This window comes from Pedobacter nyackensis (assembly GCF_900176505.1).
In the GTDB taxonomy this organism is placed as follows: Bacteria; Bacteroidota; Bacteroidia; order Sphingobacteriales; family Sphingobacteriaceae; genus Pedobacter; species Pedobacter nyackensis.
The window spans coordinates 23,026-47,754 of the sequence record NZ_FWYB01000010.1 but is presented as its reverse complement, the minus strand read 5'-3'; the positions used below and the strand labels follow the sequence as shown (position 1 = coordinate 47,754).

Sequence of the window (24,729 nt, the reverse complement as noted above, 5' to 3'; positions counted from 1 at the left end):
TTTGTATCCCAGCAAAGTTCGCGAAAAATAAAGAGGCCCCACCACAATTAAATAGTACGACCTCTTTATTTAATACCCAATCAAGCTACCTATTCCTTGTCAAATCAAGTCCAAGATTGCCAGCAACAGTAACACTCCCTCTTGAAGCTATCGTATAAACAAAGCCCTTAGAAAACGAAACCGTGTTCCTTGTAATTGTATAATTCGCTGGAACATTCGCACTTACTGAAGTTAGATTGTAAACACCATTTGGAACTTTTGTAAACCCCGATGCCGCTTTATATGCTATTACCGGCGCAATAACGACTTGATTCAAGATTGTGGTGTTGACTGCCTTTAAATCAAATCCATTGGTTGCATTGGGAACGGTATTTACAAATCTTACATAGGCTACAGAGGTATCCGGCGCAGGTAAAGCATCTTCTAAAATAAACCCGGAGGTGGTTTTAGCCGTTGCATCATAAACCCCACTGGTAAATAGAGAATAATATTTTCCAGCTTCAATAGTAGCAGGAACAGTAGCAATTACAACTCCCGGATTTGCGGATGCCTTAGAAGGGATTATCGTTTTAAAAACAACACTACCTGTATTACTTAGAGACAAATAGTTGTTATTTGCGGGGAAAATTCCAGCATAAGCAACACCGGTAGTCGCCTCAATTCCTGTCGTTGAATTTGTTGCCGAAATTTTTGTGTCATTAACATAAAAATTAACACTCGGGCCATTCACTGCAAAGTTATACCCTCTAACAAAAGGGCCATTTGGCAGACTATCTATAACTTGAACCGCATTCTTTTCACACGAAGAAAAGAGCAATGCTACGACCGATAATATTATAATATAATTCTTTTTCATCTTAGAAATAATTAAGGTTGAGTAATCCATAGAGGTACAGTATGATAATCCGTCGCCAAAGCGCCAATTTTATCTAAACTCGCTCTGTTCCAAACATATTCTGAATTGTAACGAGGCCTTATCCGTTGAACCGTTTTTCCTCCGTTATCACCATACAAGCTAGTTGGAACTCCAAAGCCCAGAAATACCTGTTTAGTACTTATAGGATCAATATCGGTATAATGATACCTCCTTAAGTCCATCCAGGTTTCAAAGTGCCCCCAACCCCATTGAGCTATATATTTTTGGGACATAATATGTGACAGAGTTAGGTTGGCCGGAAGCAAGGGAACGATTGCAACATTGGACAAAAACGCACTCTTTTCAATCGCAGTAATTTGGCCAGGCATCTGGCCATTGTCACTGTTACGGGCATTTACAAAATCGATATGGGATGCTACTGCAATTTTATACGCATCATAAGCAGTAGGTTTGTCTCCTTTTTTAAATGCAGCTTCAGCCTTAACAAACTGCAATTGTGAGTAAGTCATGGCTGGAAACTTTGATTTGTCATCAAAAAGGTATGTTGTAGGTACTCCTGAAGAGATATTAGCCGCATAACCCCAAATATTGTTTGGTCTTTGAGCAGTAGTTAAAGCTCCATAATTCACCACATTAATATCCAGACCGCGATATTGACCATCAGGAGAAGCCGCCAGCATTTTACTCATCCGGGGATCAACCACCCCGCCAAATTGCGTTCCATTCATCAGGTTTACAATAAATGCAGTTTGTCTGTAATTCTGAAAATTCTGACGTCTAGGCCCCATGAAATTACTATCATCATTTGCTGTATTTGTAAATGGGATCAACGCATCATCGGCATTACTTGCAAAGGAATTATTAACGGCAGTGATTACAGCATCAGGATCATAGGTACCTTTATTCGAATAGTGATTTAAATTCAAGGCTAACAAACCATATGCATACTTAAGCCATTTCTCCCTATCACCATTATATATTTTGTCGCCTACAGCCAGATAAGTTTTATTTACCTCCCCATCTGTTCGTTTTAAATTTTCAATTGCAAGTGTCAATAATCTTCTTGACTCCTCATAAGCAAACTGCTGAGTATCGTAAGCAAACTCTGTTTTATTAGGATCTATTGCCTCTTTAATCATAATTTCACCGTGTATTCCAGTTAAAGTTTGCCAACCCCAGGCCTTAAGAATATAACCTACACCCAGCAAATCCCAACGTTTTTCGCTTTCAGCCTTTTGCATCATAAGAATCAAATTATGACCTAGAGACCAATAGACATCCCGAAAGGTCTGAGCGCCATTATCAGAACTTGGATCATAACCCTGCCTATCCCAGGTACTAATTGAAGTTGCAGGCAGATACCAGTTCTGGGTATACCTACCTATAAAACGCCCTTCAAAAGCGGCATCGGAAAACATCCAGTGCACCATTGGGGCCAGATACAAATTCGCTGCCACTTGTTGTGGTGCATTTGGACTGGTATTCACGTCTAAGAACTTCTTGCACCCACCGGCCATAACCAGCAAAGCGAGTAAGCATATTTTATAAAAATTTTTCATATCCTCTAATTTTAATTATAGCCCAATTTTAACACCAAAATTTATCCCGGCAGGTATCGGAAAATTACCATAATCAATGCCAACACCTCCAGAACCTCCAACAGCAGCGCTGTTTCCATTTACAACAGGATCCATACCTGAGTAGTTCGTAATTAAGAACAAATCTGTTCCCGTAACGAAAACGCTCGCATTTTTTATAAAGTTCTGTTTTTTCAAGATTGAAGAGGGTATTCTGTAATTTAAGGTAACATCCCTCAACCGAACCCAATTAATGTCTTTCTCTATAAAGAGCTCTTCACTAATCTCAGTATAATAAGTGGTTTGATAACGAGGCACTACAACAATATTATTGCGCGTTGGATTAGCCGTATTTTCAAGGCCATCACGTAATACCCCATCAATTACACGAGGAACATCTCTATCTAGCGTCCTGTTACTTAAGCCTCTTGAGGTCAAAAATTGTTCTGTCGCATTAAGTATATCCCCGCCTTTTCTTATGTCTAATAAGAACGATAGAGAAAAATTATTGAAGCTAAACCGATTAGTTAATCCGATAGAAAAATCAGGTTGTCTATCATATCCCGCATCAAAAAAGACCGTCGACCGATATGGCAAACCTGTAGTAGCATCAATTAACAACTGACCATTATCATTCCTTAAATAAAACAAACCAGTTAATGATCTTGTCGATTTCCCTACAGAATTCCCATTTCTTACATTACCAAATAACCATGTATCAGAAACGTAAGATTCAGGCAATGAATTTGGCAGCCCTGTAACTATACCTGTTGCTTTTTCGAAATTGGCCTGAATATTCCACTCAAAATTTTTCTTCCTAATTGGCGATCCAGTTAAACTTATCTCAACTCCTTTGTTACGTGTACTTCCCCCATTGAGGTTAAACAAGATATAACCGGTGGCATAACTGCCACGAATATCATTTATAATTTGATCAGTTGTTACCTTTTTATAAACCGTCAAATCCAAGCCAAGCCTGTCATTAAAAAAAGACAGCTCAGTACCAAATTCATACGAGGTAGCAAATTCCGGCTTCAAACCAGGATTCGGCCCTGTAAAACCCAGACCATAACCACCTCCAACAGTTGCTTTATACTCAAGTGCGGGTACATAAGCATATGGTTTGGCATCTTTACCTACTTCCGCATAAGCTGCCCTCAGTTTACCCGAAGTAAGCACACCTCCTTTTAAGCCCTTAAAGGCTGGCACATCTGTAAAGACAAAACTTGCAGAAACCGAAGGGTAATTAAAAGAATAACGCTCAATAGGAATTGTAGATGTCCTATCATTTCTAAATGTGCCGGTCACATATAAGTAATCATTATAATTTAGGGTTGCACGACCAAAAAAGCTTACCAGTCTTCGTCTTGCCTGCGTATTCCTGGCATTCCTGATATAAGTATTGTTGACAGAAATAAAATCCGGTTCCAAGAAATTCTCTCCATATGAGGCATCTGTATTGGACCTTAAATCCTGGAACGAATGACCCAGCGTCGCATCAAAAGACAATCCCTTAGCAATATCAATACGGTTAAGGTTAAATAAGTTTTGCATACTGATGTTGCGCGTCATATCGTTAGCCACATCAATAATCCCCTTGAAAGCAAAACCAGCTGCGCTTTCAGGGTGTCGGAAAACCAGATTCTGACTGGTGTAACTATCAATTCCAATATTTGATTTAATGTTAAACCATTTCGCCGGCATAATCGTCACTCCAAAATTTGATAACACCCGGTTAACTTTAGAATTTGACAAATTCTTATTTACATTAAAATAAGGATTATCTATTTCACTACCGGCGCCAAGAGTAGTCAATCTTCTTCTGGCTCCCAATGGATTTAAGTATTCTTTTGCATTATCTGTTTGCGGCCAAACCAACAAGCCAATTAAAGGACCGCCAGCACCCTTCCTTGGCTGGTCATTGTTTGAGTAAGTGTAACTGATAGAAAGGTCCGTTTTTAACCAACTATTTAATGTAGCTTGAGTTGCCCCAGTTAAATTAATCCTATCATATACAGAGTTGGGAATAACACCATTCTGATTGGTAAATGAACTCGAAATCCTATAACTCATTCGTTCAGCTCCACCACTTAAAGATAAATTATGTTTTTGCGTCAATGCGGTCTGAAAAAAACCATCGATATTATCATAAAAAGTTGTTCCGGTTGGATACTCATTTCCAAAGTAATAAAATGAATTTGTTGATAATGCACTTACCCCGTACTTTTTCTGAACTTCGGGTTTACCTCGAGGTGTTTCAATTCTAAAACTATTGCTGTAATCGATCGTACTTACTCCTGGCTTACCTCTTTTCGTCGTAATTACTATAGCCCCGTTTGCAGCATCGATTCCATATAACGCAGCAGCTTCAGGTCCTTTCAGCACAACCAGACTTTCAATATCCTCAGGGTTTATATCAGATGAACGGTTAGTAAAATCAACAGTTCTATTAGCCTGAGAGGTATTCGAACTTATTTCCGAGAAAAAGGCAGATGTATTTAATGTTTTATTATCAATCGGCAATCCGTCAACAATCATCAATGGCTGGTTACTACCACTAATTGAACTGACACCACGGATGGTAATAGAAGCAGACGACCCCGGAACACCTGACGAAGTGGTAACTTCAACCCCAGCAACACGCCCTTGCAGTGCATTTACAAAATTCTCTCGTTGCGTCTCGGCAATATCAGCTCCTTTAACTGTTTGTTCCGATGTACCCAAGGACCTCCTGGTAGTAGTTCGTCCTAAAGCCGTTACAACCACCTCATTTAGTGACTGATTATCTGGTTTCAAAGCAACATTTATCATATCAGCGCCACCAACCGTTCTCTCCTCAGGGATCAACCCGATATAACTAAAAACAAGGACATCCCCGACTTTCGCCTTAACGCTATATAAACCAAAAGCGTTAGTCTGCACTGCGCTTGGCGTACCTTTAATCTTGACGGAAGCACTGGGAATAGCCAACCCGTCGTCAGACGAAGTTACTTTTCCGGTAATAACTTTTTGCTGCGCATAGGATTGTACGAACAGCAAAAAACAACTTACCACAACTAAGAGTAGTTTTTTTTTCATAAATGCCAATTTTAATAAGAATTTGAACTATTGTTGGTTTGTTAGGTTGAGGAATATTAAAACACGCACTAACCCGCATAAACACACCCTCTTAAGTAAATATCAAAAATGTTTTTGATAAAAGACAATAATCTTTAAAGTATTTTTCACAACAACCCCATAAAACACCGCATAAAAACGCAAAAACTCGCGTCACATTTTCTTGTCTTTTTTTTTTACATTCGTTAAAAATTTCCCCCAGTATGCTCAAAAAAGAAAGGCATGACTTCATTATGCGTCAAATCAATTTACACAACCGTGTACTCACTTCAGATCTTGTTCAATTATTAAATGTTTCGGAAGACACCATCCGCCGTGACTTGCAAGAACTATCGGAAAATGGGCAGCTTTCTAAAGTACATGGGGGAGCACTCTCTAAATCATACCATTCCACTTTTGACGATAGCGAGGTTTACGCTAAGGACGCCAAAATCGCGATTGCAAAAAAGACTATCTCTTTAATAAAAGACGGAATGGTAGTTTTAACCGGAGGAGGAACAACCATTATTGAGTTGGTAAAACAATTGCCCGAGAATTTGAACGCTACTTTCTTCACCATCAGTCCTTTGGTGGCGATTGAGCTGTCGAACTATGTCAATATAGAGGTCATTCTTATTGGGGGCTTATTCTCTAAAAATTCGCAAATAACTTATGGCGGGCATGTCATCAGCCAACTGGCAGAGATCAACGCCGACCTTTGCTTACTGGGAACCAGTGCCATACACCCTCAAGATGGCCTGACAGACACTGACTGGGAAATAAATCAGCTGAAAAAAGCCATGTTCAATTCATCAAAAAAAACAGGTATTTTGTGTATTTCCGAGAAACTGGATATCTCATTGAAACTTAAAGTAGCACCCTTAAAGAATATTAATTACTTAATTACGGAAATTGATCCTCAATCGCCCGAATTAGAACACTATAAAGTTGAAAATTTACGGATCCTCTAAATTCAATATATCCCATTTCACCCCCATTAGATCATCGTGCTTTAGCACCCTATAATTGCAAATGGGTTATATCAAATAATGATACAACCCATTTATATTCGTTTTACACTTCAATTAAAACGTCGGATCAGCCGGCGTATTCGTATTGTTATCACGCTCAACAAACGGATATGGGAAGAAATTCCGTTTTCTATCAGCATTAGGCAAACCAAATCTTCTCATATCTTCCAGTTTTAAACCTGACAAAAAAAGCTCTATACAGCGATGCTTATAAATCAGAGCCAACAACTGGGTCTGATTAAAAGGGCCTATAAGCACCGGCAAATCTGCACCGACCCCATAAATATCAGCAGCAGGGGTTTTAGTTACCACCTTGTTAAGCTCAATTAAAGCATTACCGAGATCCGGTTGCCTTGCTAACACCTCAGCTTTAATCAAGATCATCTCTCCTGGCAAAAAAATGGGAATTGATGCACTACCAGACGCACCAAAACCAGCTAGTCGAGCTGTGGGCGCCGTAGCATTTGGTACAGTATAAAATGAAATCCGCTTATCACCTGCATCTGGCACATTGGCGCCAGTCTGTCCTAAATTTATATTTGTTGGCTGAAATACATTATTAGTAGAGGTGGCAATTTCAAATATTGGATTTAATGTTTGCGCATCAAAAGTAAACACAGATTTTTTTGTCAGATCAACGCTATTCACAGCAGTTAACGCCAAAGGATAATTACCAGCAAAAAGTGCATATCTCGCTTTTAATGCATACAAGGTATTTGTTATATCAATAGCCGGAGTAACCGGAGTAACATTTGGCATAACCGGGATATTAGTATAAAAGCCAGCACTGATTGGATTAGCCGCAATCACAGCTAAAGCATTATCTATTACCGAAATTGCTTTATTAAAACCTTCTACTCTGGTTATAAAGCCGACATTTTGTCCAATGCCTGCAGGAATTTTCTCCCAATACTGCGACAAATTACCTAATGCCAGTGCTTTAAAGATACTTGAATAAGCGATTAAACCCGAGGCGTAACCTTTATCGGACAGATTTGCAGAATTATTGATCACATTATCAGCATCATAAATAATTTTATTGCTAATGGTCCATATATTCGCTAGAATATTATTGGTACCATCAACACTATTACCACCTGTAAACAGCTGTAACTCGGGGATGTTACCTGAATTCATCAACTGAATTTCATTGGTAACAAAGCCTGTAGCAGAAACCGAATTAAAATACACACCCACCCGGCCAGCAGCATACAACCGCTGTAAGCCAATAGCCACCCCCGTCAAGCCTCTGGGTGAACCTAATATATTTTCCGCATTTCCCCCTCCAGGATTTAAATATTCCTTCTTACAGGATGTGATTACAAGAATAATCAGTGTAATACACGCTATTTTATTTATATAATTTTTCATAATCGTTCATGTTTAAATTAAAACTTAACCTGTAAACCCAAAGTGAAGGTACGAGGGATAGGAACTGATCCAAAATCAATATTCCTCAGAATTGTTGATTGTCCACCCGCATTCAGTTCCGGATCATAGCCTTTATAATTATCCCATGAAATCAGGTTTCTACCACTTAAATTAATAGTAAGATCCTGTAAGTACTTAACCTTTCCTACATTGTAACTTAAAGAGATTTCTCTCAATTTAACATAAGAACCATCATCAATACGCCATTCCTCTGTCGCATATACTCCGGCTACATAACCCCTGGGCAATAAGCCCATTTGCTCTTGCTCGGCAACCTTACCCCCGCCTACTCCCTGACGTGTTCTCCAATCAGCATTCCATACATCTGAACCTTGAGAAGCATCAAGTTGGATATGAAGGCTTAGTTTTTTATATGAAAAATCGTTCACAAAAGATGCGGTATAATCCGGGTTTGGATCCCCAATAACCTTACGCAATGTTGTACCAGTCGGCAAACCATTAGCACCACGTTGAGGAGTATAGGTTGTACTTGAATTCTGAATGCCACGTTCCAATTGTGGAATACCCGCAGCATTGGTTAACAAGCTGCCATCCGGATTACGTGCAAAAAAAGTTCCATAAAAGACTCCAATTGGTTCATTACTTATAATTGCAACGGGCGCTCCTGCATTAGTAGAAATCAATCTCAATGCCCCTGTATTCTCAGCTTTATTCCGGTTTCTGTTAAAAATTAAAGTAGTATTCCATTTGAAATCTTTAACCAACACAGGCACTCCTGTAAGCATCAATTCCATCCCCCTGTTTCTCAAAGCACCATTGTTTTCTAGAAAACTCGAAAAACCTGTAGATGGCGCAATAACCACTGGCACAAGTAAATCCTTTACCTCCTTATCATACCAGTTAAAAACAACACCCAGCCTATTCTTAAAAAAGGATAAGTCTGCACCCAATTCAATTTCCCTTTGAAGCTCCGGTGCTACTCCGACATTTGCAAGTTGCGTTTTAGACAACAACGCAGTTTTACCTGCCAGGGATGAAGGCAAATATTCATTAAAACGATCATAAGCACCAATTCCGGTAAGATTTCCTGATTCACCGTAAGCCGCCCTGATTTTAAAAGTATCCCACCAATCAGACACACCAAAGCCCTCCCAATAATCGGCTGATGAAAGCACATAGCTGACATTACCTTTTAAATAAAGGTGCGAACGATTATCTGTACCGAATACTGTCGACTCATCCACACGCAATGCTCCGGTCAAAAACAAGTGATCTCTGTACTTAAAGTTTTGTTGTAAATAGAATCCACTTATCGAGAACTCAGACCTGGAATCAACATTTTGCAAGATTGTACTTGCGCTGGTTACATTTTGAAAAAAGGGAGCCAACCCTCTCCCATTCGACAATAGATACAAGTCTTTCTGATATTGATAATTGCCACCTAATTGCGTCGTAGACAAAAGTCCTTCTGCCAGTTTAGTATCATAAGTAAAGTTTAATTCGTTATTAAACAAAGTAGTGGTAGCATTAGCCGCACTAGCATAACCATTTAAAGTCGGATCTAAGGAAGCTCCACCTCCAAAAAAACCAGTACTCACATTGTATGCAAAAGGAGGAATAAACGTCGTACCATTTTGAATGGTATTGTCTACCCCGATAGTATAATCGACAGTAAGATTCTTCATTGGATTTATTACCAATTTTGCATTAGTAATTACACGGTTAGTGGCCTGATGTTGTTTAATGTCTTCAATTACAGATACCGGGTTTACCCTTCCACGCTCCCCAACTGATTTTAAATTCCCAATTGCATCTCTGGTGAACAAATCATGAAAATTCCCTATAATCGTTACAGAATTCATCGGCGAGAAAAACGAGTTTCCATCAGGTTTTTCATCCGCGTCACTATGTATATAATTAAAGTTCGCGGAGACCTTTATCCAATCGTTAATTTTCTGATCAAGGTTTGCCCTCATATTATACCTTTTGAAGTTGGTATTTTTAATGATCCCCTGATTTGAAAGATAGCCTAATGAAGTATAAAACTTAGTATTCTCACTACCCCCGGAAAGTGAAACCGTATTATCGGTACCAGCAGCAGACTGGAATATATAATCTTGATAATCATATCTGGTAACCGGAGTAGTGTTAGAAAGCAACACAGGAGGCGTTCCAACGGTTTGTATAACATCCTGTGTAAAGGAATCCACAGACCCGCCAAATTTAACAGGCGATTGGTTTACGTCGATTTCCTTACGCAAATGACTGGATATGAAACTAGTCGACAAGCTCACAACAGGCTTTCCGCTTACTCCTCTTTTTGTAAAAATCTGTACTACACCTGCATTTGCTCTTGACCCGTAGATGGCTGCTGCAGCAGCACCATTTAAAACCTCAATACGCTCTATATCGTTTGGATTGATATCAACCATTCTGTTTTGGCCAATATCACCAACAAAATTACCTCCATCATAGTTCGCTGATGTATTAGTTACACGCTTGGTTGAATTGTTTACGATCACCCCATCAATGATATATAAAGGCTCAGATGATGAATAAAGAGAACTTACCCCCCTCAATCTTACCGACATTCCACCAGCCGGATCTCCGGAGTTCTGACTAATTTGCGCCCCGGGTGATTTACCCTGCAAAGAGGAAAGCACATTTCCACTTGGCGCTTTTACTAAATCATCGCCCTTTACAGAGGTAACATAACTACCCATTTGCTTACGGGTCGTGCCTAACGAGGTACCTGTCACAATTACCTCGTCAAGGCCAATATTATCGGCCGTAAGTGCTCCATTGACTGTAACCTGAGTAGCAGCTCCCAACTCAACAGATTTAGTTTGAGACTTATAACCAATCGAAGAGAACACAATCTGATACGTCCCCGGTGCCAGATCAGCATTTAAGCTAAACCTTCCATCACCATTCGTTGCCGTTGCAAAATTTGTGTTTTGTACTTTAACAACTACCCCCGGAACTCCCGTTGCAGATGAACCCTCTGTAACCCTACCTGTTAAAGTAAATCGTTTTGTCTGCGCATTTGCTACCTGAGTAAGCATTAGCAGAAAGATTGGCACCCAAAAAACCAGCCGGATTTTAGGGAACCCATTAGAGTACAATTTTTTCATAAATTTGGTTTATTTGTTGTAATACACCATTTAAGGAATATTGTTTTACAAATAGCCAAATATTTTACCAAAAATATTCTTTAAGGCAAACAAACTTTCCCCATATGAACAGACGGAACCCCTTCACGATTACCAAAATCAACATGCTCACCTACCAAAGTCTCATTGGCAAGAATGGCAAATAAAACAGCTTCTTTTGCATCCGGATTGATTTCCAACTCGTCAGTAGAATGGAAACTGGCATTACTCAATTTCTCTTTAAGCAGCAGCAAAAGCAAAGGATTATGCATCCCACCGCCGCTGATATAAATTGACGGCGTTTTATCTTTTCCAAAACACCTCTCAACCGCAGCAACAATTACCTGTGCGGAAAAGCGGCAAAGCGTTGCCATAACATCTTCTTTAGGAAGTAGCAAAGTACCCGACCTACTTTGAGCTTCAGTTAAATATTCAAGATTAAAAAGTTCAGGACCGGTTGTCTTAGGGAAGTCGGCCTCTAAAAACTCCGACTGCAGTAACTCTCTTAAAAGCACAGGATTTACTGCCCCGGACAGTGCAATGCTTGCATTTTCATCAAAATATAGTCCTTTATAGTGCTGCTGAACATACTGATCCATTATTGTATTTCCAGGTCCCACATCTGTCGAGAACACTTTAGAGGGATCATTATCACCAGGCAGATAAGTAAAATTGGCAATCCCACCTATATTCAACATGATCCTGTCTTCACCCTTTTTTGAAAAAAGCAGATAATCCCCATAAACAGCTAAAGGAGCACCTTCTCCGCCCGCAGCAATGTGCTTTTGTCGAAAATCAGCAATGGTAACAATACCTGTTTTAACAGCAATATGGTCGCCATCACCAATCTGCAAAGTAGCATTTGGGTAATCTGCAAGACCATGTAATGACTTTGGCGCATGAAAAATAGTTTGACCATGGCTAGCGATTATATCTACCTCTTCAGGCTTCCTGCCCCAGGACGCAATAGCATCCAATATCATTTCAGCGTGCACAAGCCCAACTTTTTCGTTCATCAGGCAAACCATCTGCAGATCTGCATCCCGTCTTGAGAAAATCGCCTTTACCTCTGCCTTAAATTCATTCGTATAAGAAACCGTTTTAAACTCAAGCAACCTAACCTTTGTTTCGGTCCCGCTGCCAGCAATCCCGCAAAGGGCGATATCTAAACCGTCCATAGAGGTGCCAGACATGAGCCCTATGATGAATCTTTCGGGCTTTTGAATGGTATTGAATATTTTTTTCCAGTTTGAGTTCATGAGAATGATTATGCTAGGTCTTAGCTCAAAAATAATCTTTTCAAATTGCTTCTGTAAGCCGACGATACTATTTATTGTGGTTAATTAGCTTCTTAGATGCCAGGCTTTAGTTTTGGTAAAAGCCCGCAAGCCCTGGTGTGATAAGGTTGTTCCCATACCCGAATGACGTCTTCCGGTCCATGGGAGCCCCGCACTCACCCTGTCGCAGCAATTCCAGTAACCTGTACCGGAGTCAATCTGTGAAAGTATAGTTTCTGCCCTCTCCCTGCTTTCAGAATATACAGCAGCCGTTAAACCATATACAGTATCCTGCATTAAATAAGTGGCTTCCGCATCATCATGGACTTTCATGATGCCAATAATAGGCCCAAAGCTCTCTTCCTGCATGATTTTCATGTGGTTGGTTACATTGGTCATTACCGTTGGTTCAAAATAATTGCCTTTTCGCTCTATTCTTTCCCCTCCTGTTAAAAGCGAGGCTCCATGCTCCAGGGCCTCTTTAACTTGCTGCTCTAGTACAGCAATTTGTTCTTTTCGTGTTAAGGCCCCGAAATAAACACCTTCATCTGTTGGCAACCCAACCTTCCAGGACTGCACTTCTTTTAAAAATGCAGCGATATAATCATCATAAACTTTCTCATGCACATAAATGCGCTCTACCGAACAGCAGCTTTGTCCGTTATTATAAAAAACACCATCCGCCGTGCCGGCAGCCACACTTGCAATATCCTTCACATCATCCGCCACGTACAATGGATCCTTACCACCCAGTTCAAGCTGACATGGAACCATTTTCAATGCCACGCGCTCATAAATATACTTTCCGGTTTTATAAGATCCGGTAAAGAAATAGCCATCAAAATTCATATCCAGCAAATGCTCCCCAGTCTCTCTTCCTCCTATAGCCACCTTAAATACCTCATCAGGAACTCCGGCTTGCTTTAACAACTTCTCTATTTCCAGTCCAGTTAAAGTAGCATATTCTGATGGCTTATACATGACCGCATTTCCGGCAATCAATGCAGGGATGATTACATTTACCCCTACCAGATAGGGATAATTCCAGGCAGAGATATTGCATATTACGCCCAATGGCTCATAAGAGATCTGCTCTTTCAATTCGGGCGTGTCGGTTACTATTTCGTGTGAAAGATATTGAATGGCGTTATCCAGCATCCACCTCACCCTTGTCCTTGCACCATTAATTTCATTGCGTGATTGCTGCAAAGGCTTACCCACTTCTGAAGTAAGTAGCTGTGCGAGCCGTTCAGTTTCAACCTCCAGCAAGTCATAAAACTGCACTATGATTGCTAAGCGTTGCTGCAAGCTTCTGCCGGCCCAGTTTTTTTGCCCCATCTTAAGCAAATTACGTTTGTGAGCCAGTGTTTTGCTGTCGTCCTCTTTTACGTCTGCAATAATTTCTTCAGTGGCAGGGTTAACAATATTCATCGCTTATGGTTTTTAACTTCCTTAATAAACTGTTCTTTAATTTTTTGCGACAAAGGATTATGCTCCTTTTCTTTCATCCTTTCCGGATGCCATTGTACACCCAGCATAAACGCCTTTCCGGTTTTATCCTTAAACTCTAACCCTTCAATAAGCCCATCAGGTGTATCTGAAGTAGCACTAACCATCAGATTAGTCCCCAAATCACCTGGTTTAACCGCCTGATGATGTGCGCTATTTACCTCCCCAACTTCATTTCCCGTTATGCGGTACAACAAACTGTCTTTATGGATATTCAGCCCATGAATTTTATCTTCAACACCTTTTTTGTGCAATTTGTTTACCTGCTCACCATTATCTTCAAAAACCGTCCCTCCTTCCAGGATATTGATGTATTGCATCCCCCGGCATATGCCCAAAACCGCAACCTTTGCCTTTTGCGAATATTCATATATCAACCGTTCAAACTCATCCCTCTCAGGTAAAAACGCATCAGGTTTATAAGGATATTCTTCAGCACCACCATATATTTCCGGTAGTACATCAATCCCACCTGTAAGAACAAAACCGTCACACTTTTCAATATCGGCCTTATTGTTCTTTTCAAATGAAAGTTCTACAAGCTCAATATCATCGCCCAGATCTTCGGGCGTAAACCAATTCCAGTAGTTCTGAAAATTTGCCTCTGTATAACTTATTCCTAACTTCCTTTTCATCATATTTATTTTAACCACCCTCCATTGCTATCAAAACCTAGATTGCTCTCAAATACAACTGCTTAAAATCGGCTCTGCTAACTGGCTTCGGATTATTTGGATGAGCAAAATCAGCGAATGCAAGATCGGCCAGCGTCTCAACATGCTTCGGCTTCACCCCAATATCCCGCAAATGATGGGGAATACCAATTTTAGAATTGAGATTGGTCAGGTATTTAACCACCGCCGATCCATTTTCGTCTTTCAATTCCAATGTCCGGGCAATCCGCCGAAACTTATCTTCAAATCCGGAAATGTTAAATTCCATCCCATAGGGAAGATTTACGGCATTAGCCAAACCATGATGCGTATCCAATAAGGATGAAAGCGGATGAGCAAGGGAATGCACCACTCCAAGGCCCTTTTGAAAAGCGATAGCCCCCATCATGGAAGCCATCAGCATTTTACTCCTGCTTTGTATATCTGGTTTGTTTGTAGCGGTTTCAAGTGAATCCTTAATCAGGGAGATCCCCTCAAGGGCTATTCCATCGCACATAGGATGTGGATTTTTAGCCAGGAAAGCTTCCATATTATGTGTCAATGCATCCATTCCGGTAGCGGCAGTAATAAATGACGGCAAGTCCATGGTCAGTACCGGATCAGCAAAGACGATTTTAGCCATGAGCTTTGGCGAGAACAATATTTTCTTCTGATGCGTTTCGTCATCGGCAATGATGGCACTCCGGCCAACTTCACTCCCCGTCCCGGATGTGGTGGGTACGGTAATAAAATGAGGCACATCATTGGTTACGTAAATGTCGCCACCAATCAAATCATCATACTTAAACAGATCTTCACGATGGTTAGTACGTAACACAATCGCCCTGGCGACATCCAGAGCCGCCCCCCCGCCAATTCCAATGATACAGTCTCTGGAGGTGTTATCCCATACTTCTGTTCCTCGGATCACATCACTTTTTACCGGGTTTTTATGAATATCACTAAATACTTCGGCAGCAAAACCATGCACCTGCAAATCACTAATAATGGATTTAAAAAAGGGTAAATCCGCAACTGTTGTATCTGTTACAATCAACGGACGCTTCAATCCATGCTGGCGGAGATATGCCGGCAACTCCTTGATTGCCCCAGCCCCAAAACGAATAGTAGTTGGAAAATTATACTGATAGATCTTGTCAAATGTCATATGCAAAAAATAATAACCGTTAAATAATTTCGAAATACCTTTTCAGCTCCCAATCTGTTACCACTTTAGCATATTGTCGCCATTCCCATTCTCTGGTTTGCGTAAAATGCTCCACAAAACCCACCCCAAACAACTCAGTGGCTATTGTCGATTGCTTCATATTTTGTGTAGCCTCATAAAGATTTTGCGGCAAGATTCCATTAGAAAGGTCTTTATAACCGTTTCCCGATGTAGCCTCTTTTTGAAGCTTCATCTTATTTTTAACGCCATATAAGCCCGCAGCAAGACAGGCTGCCAGGGCCAGGTATGGATTCGTATCGGATCCCACAACCCTTGTTTCTAAACGCGTTGCTTTTGCACTGCAGGGGAGTGCCCTCAAAGCAACCGTTCTGTTATCTATACCCCAGGTTAAGGTTGTTGGCGCCCATGCTCCTTCTACCAGTCGCTTATAACTATTGATCGTAGGTGCAATCATGGGTAAAATATGGGGTAGACAATGAAGCTGCCCAGCTATATAACTTTTCATCAGATCACTCATCAGATGTCCGTCCTTTTCATCATAAAACAGATTATGCTTAAGCTCCTTATCCCATAAACTTTGATGAACATGCCCACTACAGCCCGGTAGGTTTTCACTGATCTTCGCCATAAAAGTAGCCATGATCCCATGTTTATAAGCAATTTCCTTCACCGCCGTTTTAAACAACACAGCCTGGTCTGCGGCCTGCAAAACCGGGCCAAATTTAATTGCAGCCTCATATACCCCGGGACCTGTTTCCGTATGCAAACCTTCTATAGGAATATCGAATCCTGTCAGCATTTCGAACAGATCGCTCATGTATTCATTTTTAAGCGTGCTACGCAGAATAGAGTAACCAAACATACCCGGTGTGAGTGGAGTAAGTCCCTGGAAATGCTTCTGATGTACCGTTTGTGGCGTTTCTTCAAAGTTGAACCATTCAAATTCCTGAGAGAAACATGGGTGAAAGCCTGCCTGTTCTGCATCTGAAAGGACTCTGCGGAGTAACTGCCGTGGACAGGTATAAGTCGGAACATGCTTTTCATCCACAAAATCGCCAAGAAAAAAAGGCACATCATTTTCCCATGGGATTTTACGAAAAGTACTGAGATCGAGCTTTACGAGCGCATCAGGATAGCCCGTATGCCAGCCAGTGAACTTCACATTGTCATAAGCCACATCCCCCATATCCCACCCAAACGTGACATCGCAAAAACCTAAGCGGCTCTGAGCAACCGAAGCAAATTTTTCTGCTGAAATGTACTTTCCACGCAATACTCCATCTATATCGGCCACAGCTATTTTAACTTTACCTGAAGGATGCTGTTTGATATAGGTTAAAATTTCTTCTGTTATCATCTATCAGCGGGTTTAAATATTTTATACAATAAAAAAGCTATCAGCAGAATTGAAAAGTAGATCAGTCCAAGCATCAGGTTAAAAATAAACATGGCGACAATGGACACTGTAGCTATAAACAAAGAAATGACAGGAAATGTTGGATAAAAAGGCACGCGGAACGGACGCTCGAGCTGTGGTTCTTTTTTCCGGAGTATGATGATGGAAATCATCGAAATGATGTAGAGCGTGAGTGCACCGAAAACCGATATGATAATGATTTCTCCTGTCTTGCCCGATAACAACGCCAGAATCCCCATCACCATGTTCCCGATCAGGGCATTGGCGGGGGTATGAAAACGAGGAGAGATTTTACCTAAAAAAGCGGGTATATTTCGTGTCCTGCCCATCTCATAGGTAGAGCGTCCTGCAGCAAGGATCAATCCATGAAAAGACGCGACCAAACCAAATAACCCTACAGTAATCAGTAAATGATACATAACGTGACTACTGCCGGTAATTTTTGCCAGTGCCAGTGGCAATGGAGAATCGGATGTTTCTCCGCTTATTCCGTTTTTATATACAATGGCTTCCCAACCTGCAATCCCTGTGGCGGTAATAAAAATTAGCACACACAAGATAGCAAGCGTAAATATCGCCCATCCAAACCCTTTACTGATATCTTTTTGAGGATTCCTGGTCTCTTCAGCCACATTAGCGATCCCTTCAATTCCCAGAAAAAACCAGATAGCAAAAGGTATAGCCCCAAAAATACCCGCCCATCCATTAGGGAAAGCGTTATGGGTAAGATTAGACAATTCGAATTTTGGTGCGGCCAGCCCTGAGAAAAGCAACAGCTCAGCAACGGCAAAGATGGTGATAACAACTTCAAATGATGCCGCAGCTTTGACCCCGTAAACATTTAATGCTGTAAACACAAAGTAAATGCAGATAGCGCTGGTTAGAATGGGTACCGTAGGAAAGAAGGCGTTAAAATAGGCTCCAATAGCAAAAGCTATGGCCGGAGGTGCCAATATAAATTCTATAATCTGTGCAATTCCGGCTACAAAACCGATCTCCTTTCCCATGGCTTTATTGGCATAATCAAATACCCCACCTGCTTTTGGAATTGCGCAGGCCAGCTCAGCATAACTAAAAGTGAAGGTGACATACATGACCATAATGACCAGGGTAGCGATAGCCATGCCACCAGTGCCCCCTTTCTCCAGGCCCAGATTCCAACCGAAATACATGCCTGAAATTACATACCCAACACCAAGCCCCCATAACATGAAAGGAGTTAGCGTTTTTTTTAGACCCTTATTTGTTGTCATCGAATAAGAATGGTTACCTAATCATAAATATAGAATAAATACTGCTTCAATCACCACGATACCATCAAGTTAATACATTTAAACCTTAGTTCAGTAAAAACATATTTTTTAAAAAGCCTAACTTGTAATTAAAAAATTTGATAAAGTCAGCAGAGTAACTATATTTACTGCTCCGTACAAAATTTAAGAACAAACTAATGGCTAGATTAAATCTTCTGGAAGAAACACGCTTTGAAAAATTGCCTGTTTCTGTCTTTGAAAACCCCAAAGCAGCATCACTTAGCGTTGCTCACCGCATCGGGGACCTGATTAAGAAAAAACAAAAAAACAATGCTCAGGCAGTTCTAGGTTTGGCTACCGGCGCAACACCAATTGCTGTATATGCTGAACTGGTAAGAATGCATAAAGAGGAAGGTTTGAGTTTTAAAAATGTGGTTACTTTTAACCTTGATGAGTATTACCCTATGCAGCCTAACGCTGCACAGAGTTATGTTACCTTCATGAATGAGAACTTGTTTGATCATATTGACATCGACAAGAACAACGTAAACATTCCTGATGGTACATTAAGCTTAGAGGAAATTCCTGCATTTTGCCTGGATTATGAGAAAAAGATTGGAGACCTGGGAGGATTAGATATTCAGATCCTCGGTATCGGACGTACAGGTCACATCGGTTTCAACGAGCCAGGTTCTGCACCAAACTCAGGAACACGCCTGGTTACGTTAGATGACCTGACCAGACGAGATGCAGCCCGAGATTTCGGTGGTAAATCGTTTGTTCCTACAAAAGCCATTACCATGGGTGTGGGTACCATTTTCAAAGCCAGAGAGATTATCCTGATGGCCTGGAACAAGAAAAAAGCACCAATCATCAAGAAAACTGTTGAAGGGGAAATTTCCAGTGAAGTTCCTGCAACTTACCTGCAGTTATCTGAACATGTAGAGTTTATCTTAGATCAGGACGCTGCGTCTATGCTGACGCGCTTTGACACACCTTGGTTGGTTAAAGATTGTTCGTGGGATGATTTAGCATTAAGAAAAAAAGCTGTTATCTGGCTAGCCAACACGCTTAAAAAACCTATTCTTAAGCTTACAGAAGATGATTATAACAATCACGGAATGGCTCAACTTGCTGTTGAGAAAGGTCCGGTTTATAACATCAATATCGACGTATTTAATAAATTACAACATACTATTACAGGTTGGCCAGGTGGTAAACCTAACGCTGACGATTCCCAAAGACCGGAAAGAGCAGAACCGGCTAAAAAGCGTTCCATCATTTTCTCACCACATCCAGATGATGATGTAATCTCTATGGGTGGTACATTTATCCGTCTTGCTGATCAGAAGCAAGATGTTCACGTAGCTTACCAAACTTCAGGTAACACTGCCGTTTGGGACGATGACGCCTTACGTTTTGTTGAATTCAACATCGACTTTTCTGAGAAAATGGGTCTTGAGACTAAAGAGTTAAAGACTTTATATCAGGACATGCGTTCTTTCATGGAAAAAAAGAAACCTAATCAAATCGATACTCCGGAAATTCAAACTGTAAAAGGTCTGATCAGAAAAGGTGAGGCAATTGCCGGAGCAAGATATTGCGGTTTAGATGATGACCATATTCATTTTATGGCATTGCCTTTCTACGAAAGTGGTAAGAGCCAGAAAAACCCGGTAACAGAGGCCGATGTTGTTTTAACCATGGAGTTGTTGCAAAAAGTAAAACCTCATCAGGTATTTGCAGCAGGCGATTTTGAGGATCCACATGGAACGCACATTGTTTGCTTCAATATTATTTTAGAAGCGTTAAAACGTCTGGCTAAAACTGAGGATTGGGTTAAAGACTGCTGGTTATGGATGTACCGTGGCGCATGGCAGGAATTTGAGACGCATGAAATTGAAATGGCAGTTCCGCTTAGTCCACAAGAGGTTGAGCGCAAAAAAATGGCTATTTTCAAACACCAATCGCAAAAAGATACCGCTGTTTTCCCAGGCGACGATCCAAGGGAATTCTGGCAACGTGCTGAAGACAGAAACAGAGAAACAGCTCAGGCTTATGACAGCTTAGGTTTAGCAGAGTACGAAGCTATGGAAGCTTTTGTTCGCTATAAGTTCTAGTTAAATTATTATATTTATAACCGCTATCAGTTAAACTGTTAGCGGTTTTTTTGTTTAAAGATCTTCATATGGCCCAATCTCAAATTGCAATGGACGCTCCTGCCAGATTATTATCACTTGATTTTTTTAGAGGCGCAACAGTCGCAGCCATGATTCTCGTTAATAATCCCGGAGATTGGGGAAACATTTATGCACCATTGGAGCATGCGAGCTGGAACGGCTGTACACCGACCGATCTGATCTTTCCATTTTTCCTTTTTATTGTTGGCGTTTCCATTGCCTATGCGATGGGCAACAAAAAAACACAATTTGGGGGACATGGAAAAACCATTTTAAAAGCTTTAAAAAGAGCATTGATCTTATTTGGATTAGGCCTGTTTTTATCCCTTTACCCTAAAGTTTTTACCGAGCCGATTGAAGCTTTTCAAAATGTACGAATCCCGGGGGTATTACAACGTATAGCTGTTGTTTTCTTCTTCTCTGCGATCTTATTTCTTAAGAGCAGCGAAAAGAACCTCTTCAGGATTTTTGTCGTAATTCTGGCAGTTTACTGGGCAATGATGACCTTTATACCGGTTCCGGGTGTTGGCTATGCCAACCTGGAGAAAGAGACCAACCTGGGCGCCTGGATTGACCGCAGCATCTTTACCGAAGCTCACTTATGGAAAGCAGCAAAAACCTGGGATCCTGAAGGCCTTTTAAGTACCCTGCCAGCTATTGCAACAGGTCTTTTTGGCGTATTGGTTGGTATATATTTAAAGCGAAAGGACATCGATCCGGCCACAAAAATAGCCTGGTTATTTTGCAGCGGAACCGCTGCTGTTGCGCTTGGTCTGATCTGGGATCTTCAATTTCCAATAAACAAATCACTATGGACCAGTTCATTTGTGCTTTATACAGGAGGACTGGCGACTATTATTCTGGCTTTTTGCTTTTGGATTATCGATATTCAGCGCTACAACCGCTTTACGAAACCTTTTGTTGTTTATGGGGTAAATGCAATTACCGTTTTCTTCCTTTCCGGATTAATCCCAAGAACACTAAGGATGTTCTCGGTAAAAGCAGCAGATGGCTCAGAAATAAGCCTTCAGACCTGGCTTTATAGTGGTTTTACAAGCTTCCTTTCTCCAATAAACGCCTCATTGGCATGGGCAATAACCTTTGTGCTATTCTGGCTTGTTGTACTCTGGGTGATGTACAATAAAAAAATCATTATAAAAGTTTAGTCGCAACCCTATTATTGCCCAACCTGTTTGTTAAATTATGTTAAAATTTTGACGATTACTAAGAGGCCTTAGTAGGTTTGATTGTAAACTATTATTCATGAAAAAAAAAATTGGTGTCCTAGGCATAGGACTCGCAGTCATTTTGGCTGTAAATGCGCCTGTATATGCGCAGCAAAAGGCTGTAGTTAAAAAGACTGCAACTTCCACCGGGAAAAAAATTGATGGGAGCCTCATTCCGAATGACCCCAATGTAAAAATCGGCAAGTTATCCAATGGCTTGACTTACTATATCAGAAAAAACTCCGAACCAAAAAACAGAGCTGAACTATATCTGGCTACCCGAATAGGGTCTTTAATGGAAGATGATAACCAGCAAGGATTGGCTCACTTTACCGAGCATATGGCATTTAATGGGACTAAAGATTTCCCAAAGAATGAGCTCATCAATTATTTACAAAAAGCAGGTATACGTTTTGGTGCCGACCTGAATGCTTATACGAGCTTTGACCACACCATTTATCAGCTGCCAATTCCGACAGACAGTATTGCTTTATTTAAAAATGGCTTCAAAATTCTGGCTAACTGGGCAGGAAAAATTGTGATGGAGGGCGAGGAAATTGACAAGGAAAGAGGCATAATTATAGAAGAAGACCGTCAGCGTGGTAAAAATGCACAGGAACGCATGAGTAAGCAATTGTTACCATTGTTGCTAAAAGGTTCGCGTTACGAAAACCGTCTTCCTATTGGCAAGATTGATATATTAAACACTTTTACTCATGACAAAATAAGGAACTTCTACAAAGACTGGTACAGACCAAATCTGCAGGCAGTAATTGCAGTGGGTGATTTTGACGTAGCTCAGGTGGAACAAATGATTAAGGATAATTTCTCCGGCTTAACCAATCCTGCAAACCCACGACCACGTTTGTCGCACGACTTACCGGATAACAAAGAACCTTTGGTTAAAATCATTATAGATCCGGAGCAACAGTATAACGTTGCACAGATCATGTACAAACAACGTGGAAATGTGACCAAAACTACTGCAGATTACAAGAAGAGTCTGATGTATACTATGATCAACAGCATGCTAGGTTCAAGATTTCAGGAAATCATGCAAAAAGGAGATGCGCCATTTATTCAGGCACAGAGTAGCTTTGGCGCATATCAGGGCGGACTTGTACCTAACATCAATGCGTTTCAAACTGTTGCCGTTTCGAAGTCGGGCGCTACCCTTGAAAAAGCGTTTACTGCTGCCCTTGCAGAAAATGAACGCATGAGCAGATATGGATTTTTACAATCAGAACTGGATGTCATTAAGAAAAACATTGAATCAAGTAACGAGAAGAGCCTGAAAGAGAAAAACAAAACATCCTCGATTGCATTTGTAAAGAAATATCAAAGCCACTTCCTTACCGGATCCAGCATCCCTTCTACGGAATATTCTTATGAGCTGACGAAAAAAACATTGGCAGAAATTACTTTAGCTGAGGTAAATGCACTAGCAAAAACCCTGATCACAAAAGAAAACCAGATCATCATTGTTCAAGCTCCGGAGAAAGAAAAGGCAAGCTTACCTACACAGGCTCAGTTGCTGGCCGCTCTAAAAAATGCAGGAAATAACGTAACAGCTTACGTAGACAACTCCGTAAACAAACCACTACTGGACAAAAAGCCTGTAGCAGGGAAAGTGGTTAGCGAACGTAAAATTGATGCCATTGGCGTTACTGAGCTAACCCTAAGCAATGGCATTAAGGTGTTGTTAAAACCTACCGATTTCAAAAATGATCAGATCCTTTTCAAATCCTTCTCAAAAGGTGGTTCTTCGTTGGCTACGGATGCGAATTTCCTTTCTGCGAGCAACGCGGGCCTTATCTCGCAACTTGGCGTAGCGTACTTCAACCCAACACAAATGTCTAAATTACTGGCAGGTAATACCGGAAGAGCTGGAGCTTACATTGAAGATTTGTATCAGGGATATAGTGGAAGTGCTTCTCCAAAAGATCTGGAAACAGCATTTCAATTGGTTTATGCCTATGCTACCAACCCACGCAAAGATAATGAGTTGTTTAATAAAACCTTAAGCGACTATAAAGTGAGTCTGGCCAATAAAGGTGCCGACCCGGGAAGCGTGTTTTCGGATACAGTACAAGCGGTGCTTTCGTCTTATCACAAACGCGCCATGCCACTATCCGTAGCAGATGTAGATAAAATATCTTTAGATGAGGCCTTTAATTTTTACAAAGACCGTTTTGCTGATAACAGTGAACAAGTGTTTGTAATTGTTGGTGCATTTAATCCTGAAAGTATCAAACCGCTGGTAGAAACATATATCGCAAGTCTGCCGTCATTAAATAAGAAGCAGAATTTCGTGGACAACGGTGTTAATCCGCCAAAAGGAAAAGTAAGCAAAACCGTTTACAAAGGACTGGAAGATAAAGCCGCTGTAGAATTGTACCTCCACGGTGACTACGAATACAACTCACTAACCAATGTGCAGTTAAATGCGATAAAATCAGCATTGGAGATGAAAATCCTGGAAAGATTAAGAGAAAAAGAAAGTGGTGTTTATAGCCCGCAGGTTGGATTGAGCATTAGCAAATACCCAACAGCTCATTACTATTTCACGGTTTCATTTAGCTGCGCTACAGCGAACGTTGAAAAGCTGATCGCAGCAGCATTGGATGAGGTTAAACACATTAAGGACAATGGTGCAACCAATGATGACATCAACAAATTCAAATCGGAAGAGCAACGTCAACTTGAACTGAGTCTGCGTGACAATGGTTTCTGGTTGAATTACCTGACCGGCCGTTTAAAGAACGGAGAAGACATGACCTCGCTTTTAACGATTAAAGATCGATTGAACAGCGTTACTGTTGAATCCACTAAAGCAATTGCTCAAAAATACCTGAACGAAGACAACTACATTCGTTTGGTTTTGATGCCACAGAAATAAC

15 protein-coding genes are annotated in these 24,729 nt (G+C 40.8%); 4 read left to right on the top strand and 11 right to left on the bottom strand.

Annotation, left to right across the window (positions count from 1 at the left end; translation table 11 throughout):
- Window positions 1–85: 85 nt before the first annotated feature.
- The 3 genes from B9A18_RS17025 to B9A18_RS17015 are packed head-to-tail and all read right to left on the bottom strand — an operon-like array spanning window position 86 to window position 5,532.
- Window positions 86–856 (bottom strand): DUF4397 domain-containing protein, encoded by a 771-nt coding sequence (locus B9A18_RS17025; protein WP_159452676.1) that lies wholly within the window; start codon window positions 854–856, stop codon window positions 86–88.
- An 11-nt stretch (window positions 857–867) separates the two neighbouring features.
- Complete coding sequence (locus tag B9A18_RS17020; protein WP_084290757.1) at window positions 868–2,436, bottom strand: RagB/SusD family nutrient uptake outer membrane protein; 1,569 nt, start codon at window positions 2,434–2,436, stop codon at window positions 868–870.
- Window positions 2,437–2,451: 15 nt separating this feature from the next.
- On the bottom strand, window positions 2,452–5,532 hold the full coding sequence (locus B9A18_RS17015) for a SusC/RagA family TonB-linked outer membrane protein (protein WP_084290756.1): 3,081 nt from the start codon (window positions 5,530–5,532) through the stop codon (window positions 2,452–2,454).
- A gap of 242 nt (window positions 5,533–5,774) precedes the next feature.
- Here B9A18_RS17015 and B9A18_RS17010 point away from each other — a divergent pair, with 242 nt between their 5' ends.
- Window positions 5,775–6,521 carry a DeoR/GlpR family DNA-binding transcription regulator gene (locus tag B9A18_RS17010; RefSeq protein ID WP_084290755.1) on the top strand — a complete coding sequence of 249 codons (747 nt, stop codon included), beginning with the start codon at window positions 5,775–5,777 and terminating at the stop codon, window positions 6,519–6,521.
- A gap of 114 nt (window positions 6,522–6,635) precedes the next feature.
- Here the strand turns inward: B9A18_RS17010 and B9A18_RS17005 are convergent, their stop codons facing one another.
- The 8 genes from B9A18_RS17005 to eat all read right to left on the bottom strand — a co-directional run bounded on the left by B9A18_RS17005 (window position 6,636) and on the right by eat (window position 18,423).
- Window positions 6,636–7,952, bottom strand: coding sequence for a RagB/SusD family nutrient uptake outer membrane protein (locus B9A18_RS17005; RefSeq protein ID WP_084290754.1), 1,317 nt, complete (start codon window positions 7,950–7,952; stop codon window positions 6,636–6,638).
- 17 nt (window positions 7,953–7,969) lie between these two features.
- Entirely contained in the window at window positions 7,970–11,107 is a 3,138-nt protein-coding gene (locus tag B9A18_RS17000; RefSeq protein WP_084290753.1) for a SusC/RagA family TonB-linked outer membrane protein, read from the bottom strand.
- An 80-nt stretch (window positions 11,108–11,187) separates the two neighbouring features.
- Window positions 11,188–12,384 carry an anhydro-N-acetylmuramic acid kinase gene (locus B9A18_RS16995; protein ID WP_084290752.1) on the bottom strand — a complete coding sequence of 399 codons (1,197 nt, stop codon included), beginning with the start codon at window positions 12,382–12,384 and terminating at the stop codon, window positions 11,188–11,190.
- Between the two features lie 84 nt (window positions 12,385–12,468).
- Window positions 12,469–13,833, bottom strand: a complete 1,365-nt coding sequence (locus B9A18_RS16990) for an aldehyde dehydrogenase family protein (protein ID WP_084290751.1) — start codon at window positions 13,831–13,833, stop codon at window positions 12,469–12,471.
- Window positions 13,830–14,549, bottom strand: a complete 720-nt coding sequence (locus B9A18_RS16985) for a gamma-glutamyl-gamma-aminobutyrate hydrolase family protein (protein WP_235005356.1) — start codon at window positions 14,547–14,549, stop codon at window positions 13,830–13,832. The genes B9A18_RS16990 and B9A18_RS16985 overlap by 4 nt, the downstream gene beginning before the upstream one ends.
- Before the next feature lie 34 nt (window positions 14,550–14,583).
- Window positions 14,584–15,732: an iron-containing alcohol dehydrogenase gene (locus B9A18_RS16980; RefSeq protein ID WP_084290750.1), complete on the bottom strand. Its 1,149-nt coding sequence runs from the start codon at window positions 15,730–15,732 to the stop codon at window positions 14,584–14,586.
- Between the two features lie 19 nt (window positions 15,733–15,751).
- A complete protein-coding gene (locus tag B9A18_RS16975; RefSeq protein ID WP_084290749.1) occupies window positions 15,752–17,110 on the bottom strand; it encodes a glutamine synthetase family protein in 1,359 nt (452 codons plus the stop codon).
- A complete protein-coding gene (eat, locus tag B9A18_RS16970; RefSeq protein WP_084290748.1) occupies window positions 17,107–18,423 on the bottom strand; it encodes an ethanolamine permease in 1,317 nt (438 codons plus the stop codon). Before eat ends, B9A18_RS16975 begins: the two co-directional genes overlap by 4 nt.
- A 197-nt stretch (window positions 18,424–18,620) precedes the next feature.
- Here eat and nagB point away from each other — a divergent pair, with 197 nt between their 5' ends.
- From nagB to B9A18_RS16955, 3 genes are all read left to right on the top strand, one after another.
- Window positions 18,621–20,543, top strand: coding sequence for a glucosamine-6-phosphate deaminase (gene nagB, locus B9A18_RS16965; RefSeq protein ID WP_084290747.1), 1,923 nt, complete (start codon window positions 18,621–18,623; stop codon window positions 20,541–20,543).
- Between the two features lie 68 nt (window positions 20,544–20,611).
- The gene (locus B9A18_RS16960) at window positions 20,612–21,769 is read left to right on the top strand and encodes an acyltransferase family protein (RefSeq protein ID WP_084290746.1); all 1,158 of its coding nucleotides are present in this window, start codon (window positions 20,612–20,614) and stop codon (window positions 21,767–21,769) included.
- 97 nt (window positions 21,770–21,866) lie between these two features.
- On the top strand, window positions 21,867–24,728 hold the full coding sequence (locus B9A18_RS16955; RefSeq protein WP_084290745.1) for a M16 family metallopeptidase: 2,862 nt from the start codon (window positions 21,867–21,869) through the stop codon (window positions 24,726–24,728).
- Window position 24,729: the final 1 nt, after the last annotated feature.

Coding starts and splice junctions, on each gene's coding strand:
- B9A18_RS16990 (WP_084290751.1), bottom strand. CDS start 13,833: ATGAATATTGTTAACCCTGCCACTGAAGAAATTATTGCAGACGTAAAA.
- B9A18_RS17025 (WP_159452676.1), bottom strand. CDS start 856: ATGAAAAAGAATTATATTATAATATTATCGGTCGTAGCATTGCTCTTT.
- B9A18_RS17020 (WP_084290757.1), bottom strand. CDS start 2,436: ATGAAAAATTTTTATAAAATATGCTTACTCGCTTTGCTGGTTATGGCC.
- B9A18_RS16985 (WP_235005356.1), bottom strand. CDS start 14,549: ATGATGAAAAGGAAGTTAGGAATAAGTTATACAGAGGCAAATTTTCAG.
- B9A18_RS16955 (WP_084290745.1), top strand. CDS start 21,867: ATGAAAAAAAAAATTGGTGTCCTAGGCATAGGACTCGCAGTCATTTTG.
- nagB (WP_084290747.1), top strand. CDS start 18,621: ATGGCTAGATTAAATCTTCTGGAAGAAACACGCTTTGAAAAATTGCCT.
- B9A18_RS16975 (WP_084290749.1), bottom strand. CDS start 17,110: ATGATAACAGAAGAAATTTTAACCTATATCAAACAGCATCCTTCAGGT.
- B9A18_RS16960 (WP_084290746.1), top strand. CDS start 20,612: ATGGCCCAATCTCAAATTGCAATGGACGCTCCTGCCAGATTATTATCA.
- B9A18_RS16995 (WP_084290752.1), bottom strand. CDS start 12,384: ATGAACTCAAACTGGAAAAAAATATTCAATACCATTCAAAAGCCCGAA.
- eat (WP_084290748.1), bottom strand. CDS start 18,423: ATGACAACAAATAAGGGTCTAAAAAAAACGCTAACTCCTTTCATGTTA.
- B9A18_RS17000 (WP_084290753.1), bottom strand. CDS start 11,107: ATGAAAAAATTGTACTCTAATGGGTTCCCTAAAATCCGGCTGGTTTTT.
- B9A18_RS17015 (WP_084290756.1), bottom strand. CDS start 5,532: ATGAAAAAAAAACTACTCTTAGTTGTGGTAAGTTGTTTTTTGCTGTTC.
- B9A18_RS17005 (WP_084290754.1), bottom strand. CDS start 7,952: ATGAAAAATTATATAAATAAAATAGCGTGTATTACACTGATTATTCTT.
- B9A18_RS17010 (WP_084290755.1), top strand. CDS start 5,775: ATGCTCAAAAAAGAAAGGCATGACTTCATTATGCGTCAAATCAATTTA.
- B9A18_RS16980 (WP_084290750.1), bottom strand. CDS start 15,732: ATGACATTTGACAAGATCTATCAGTATAATTTTCCAACTACTATTCGT.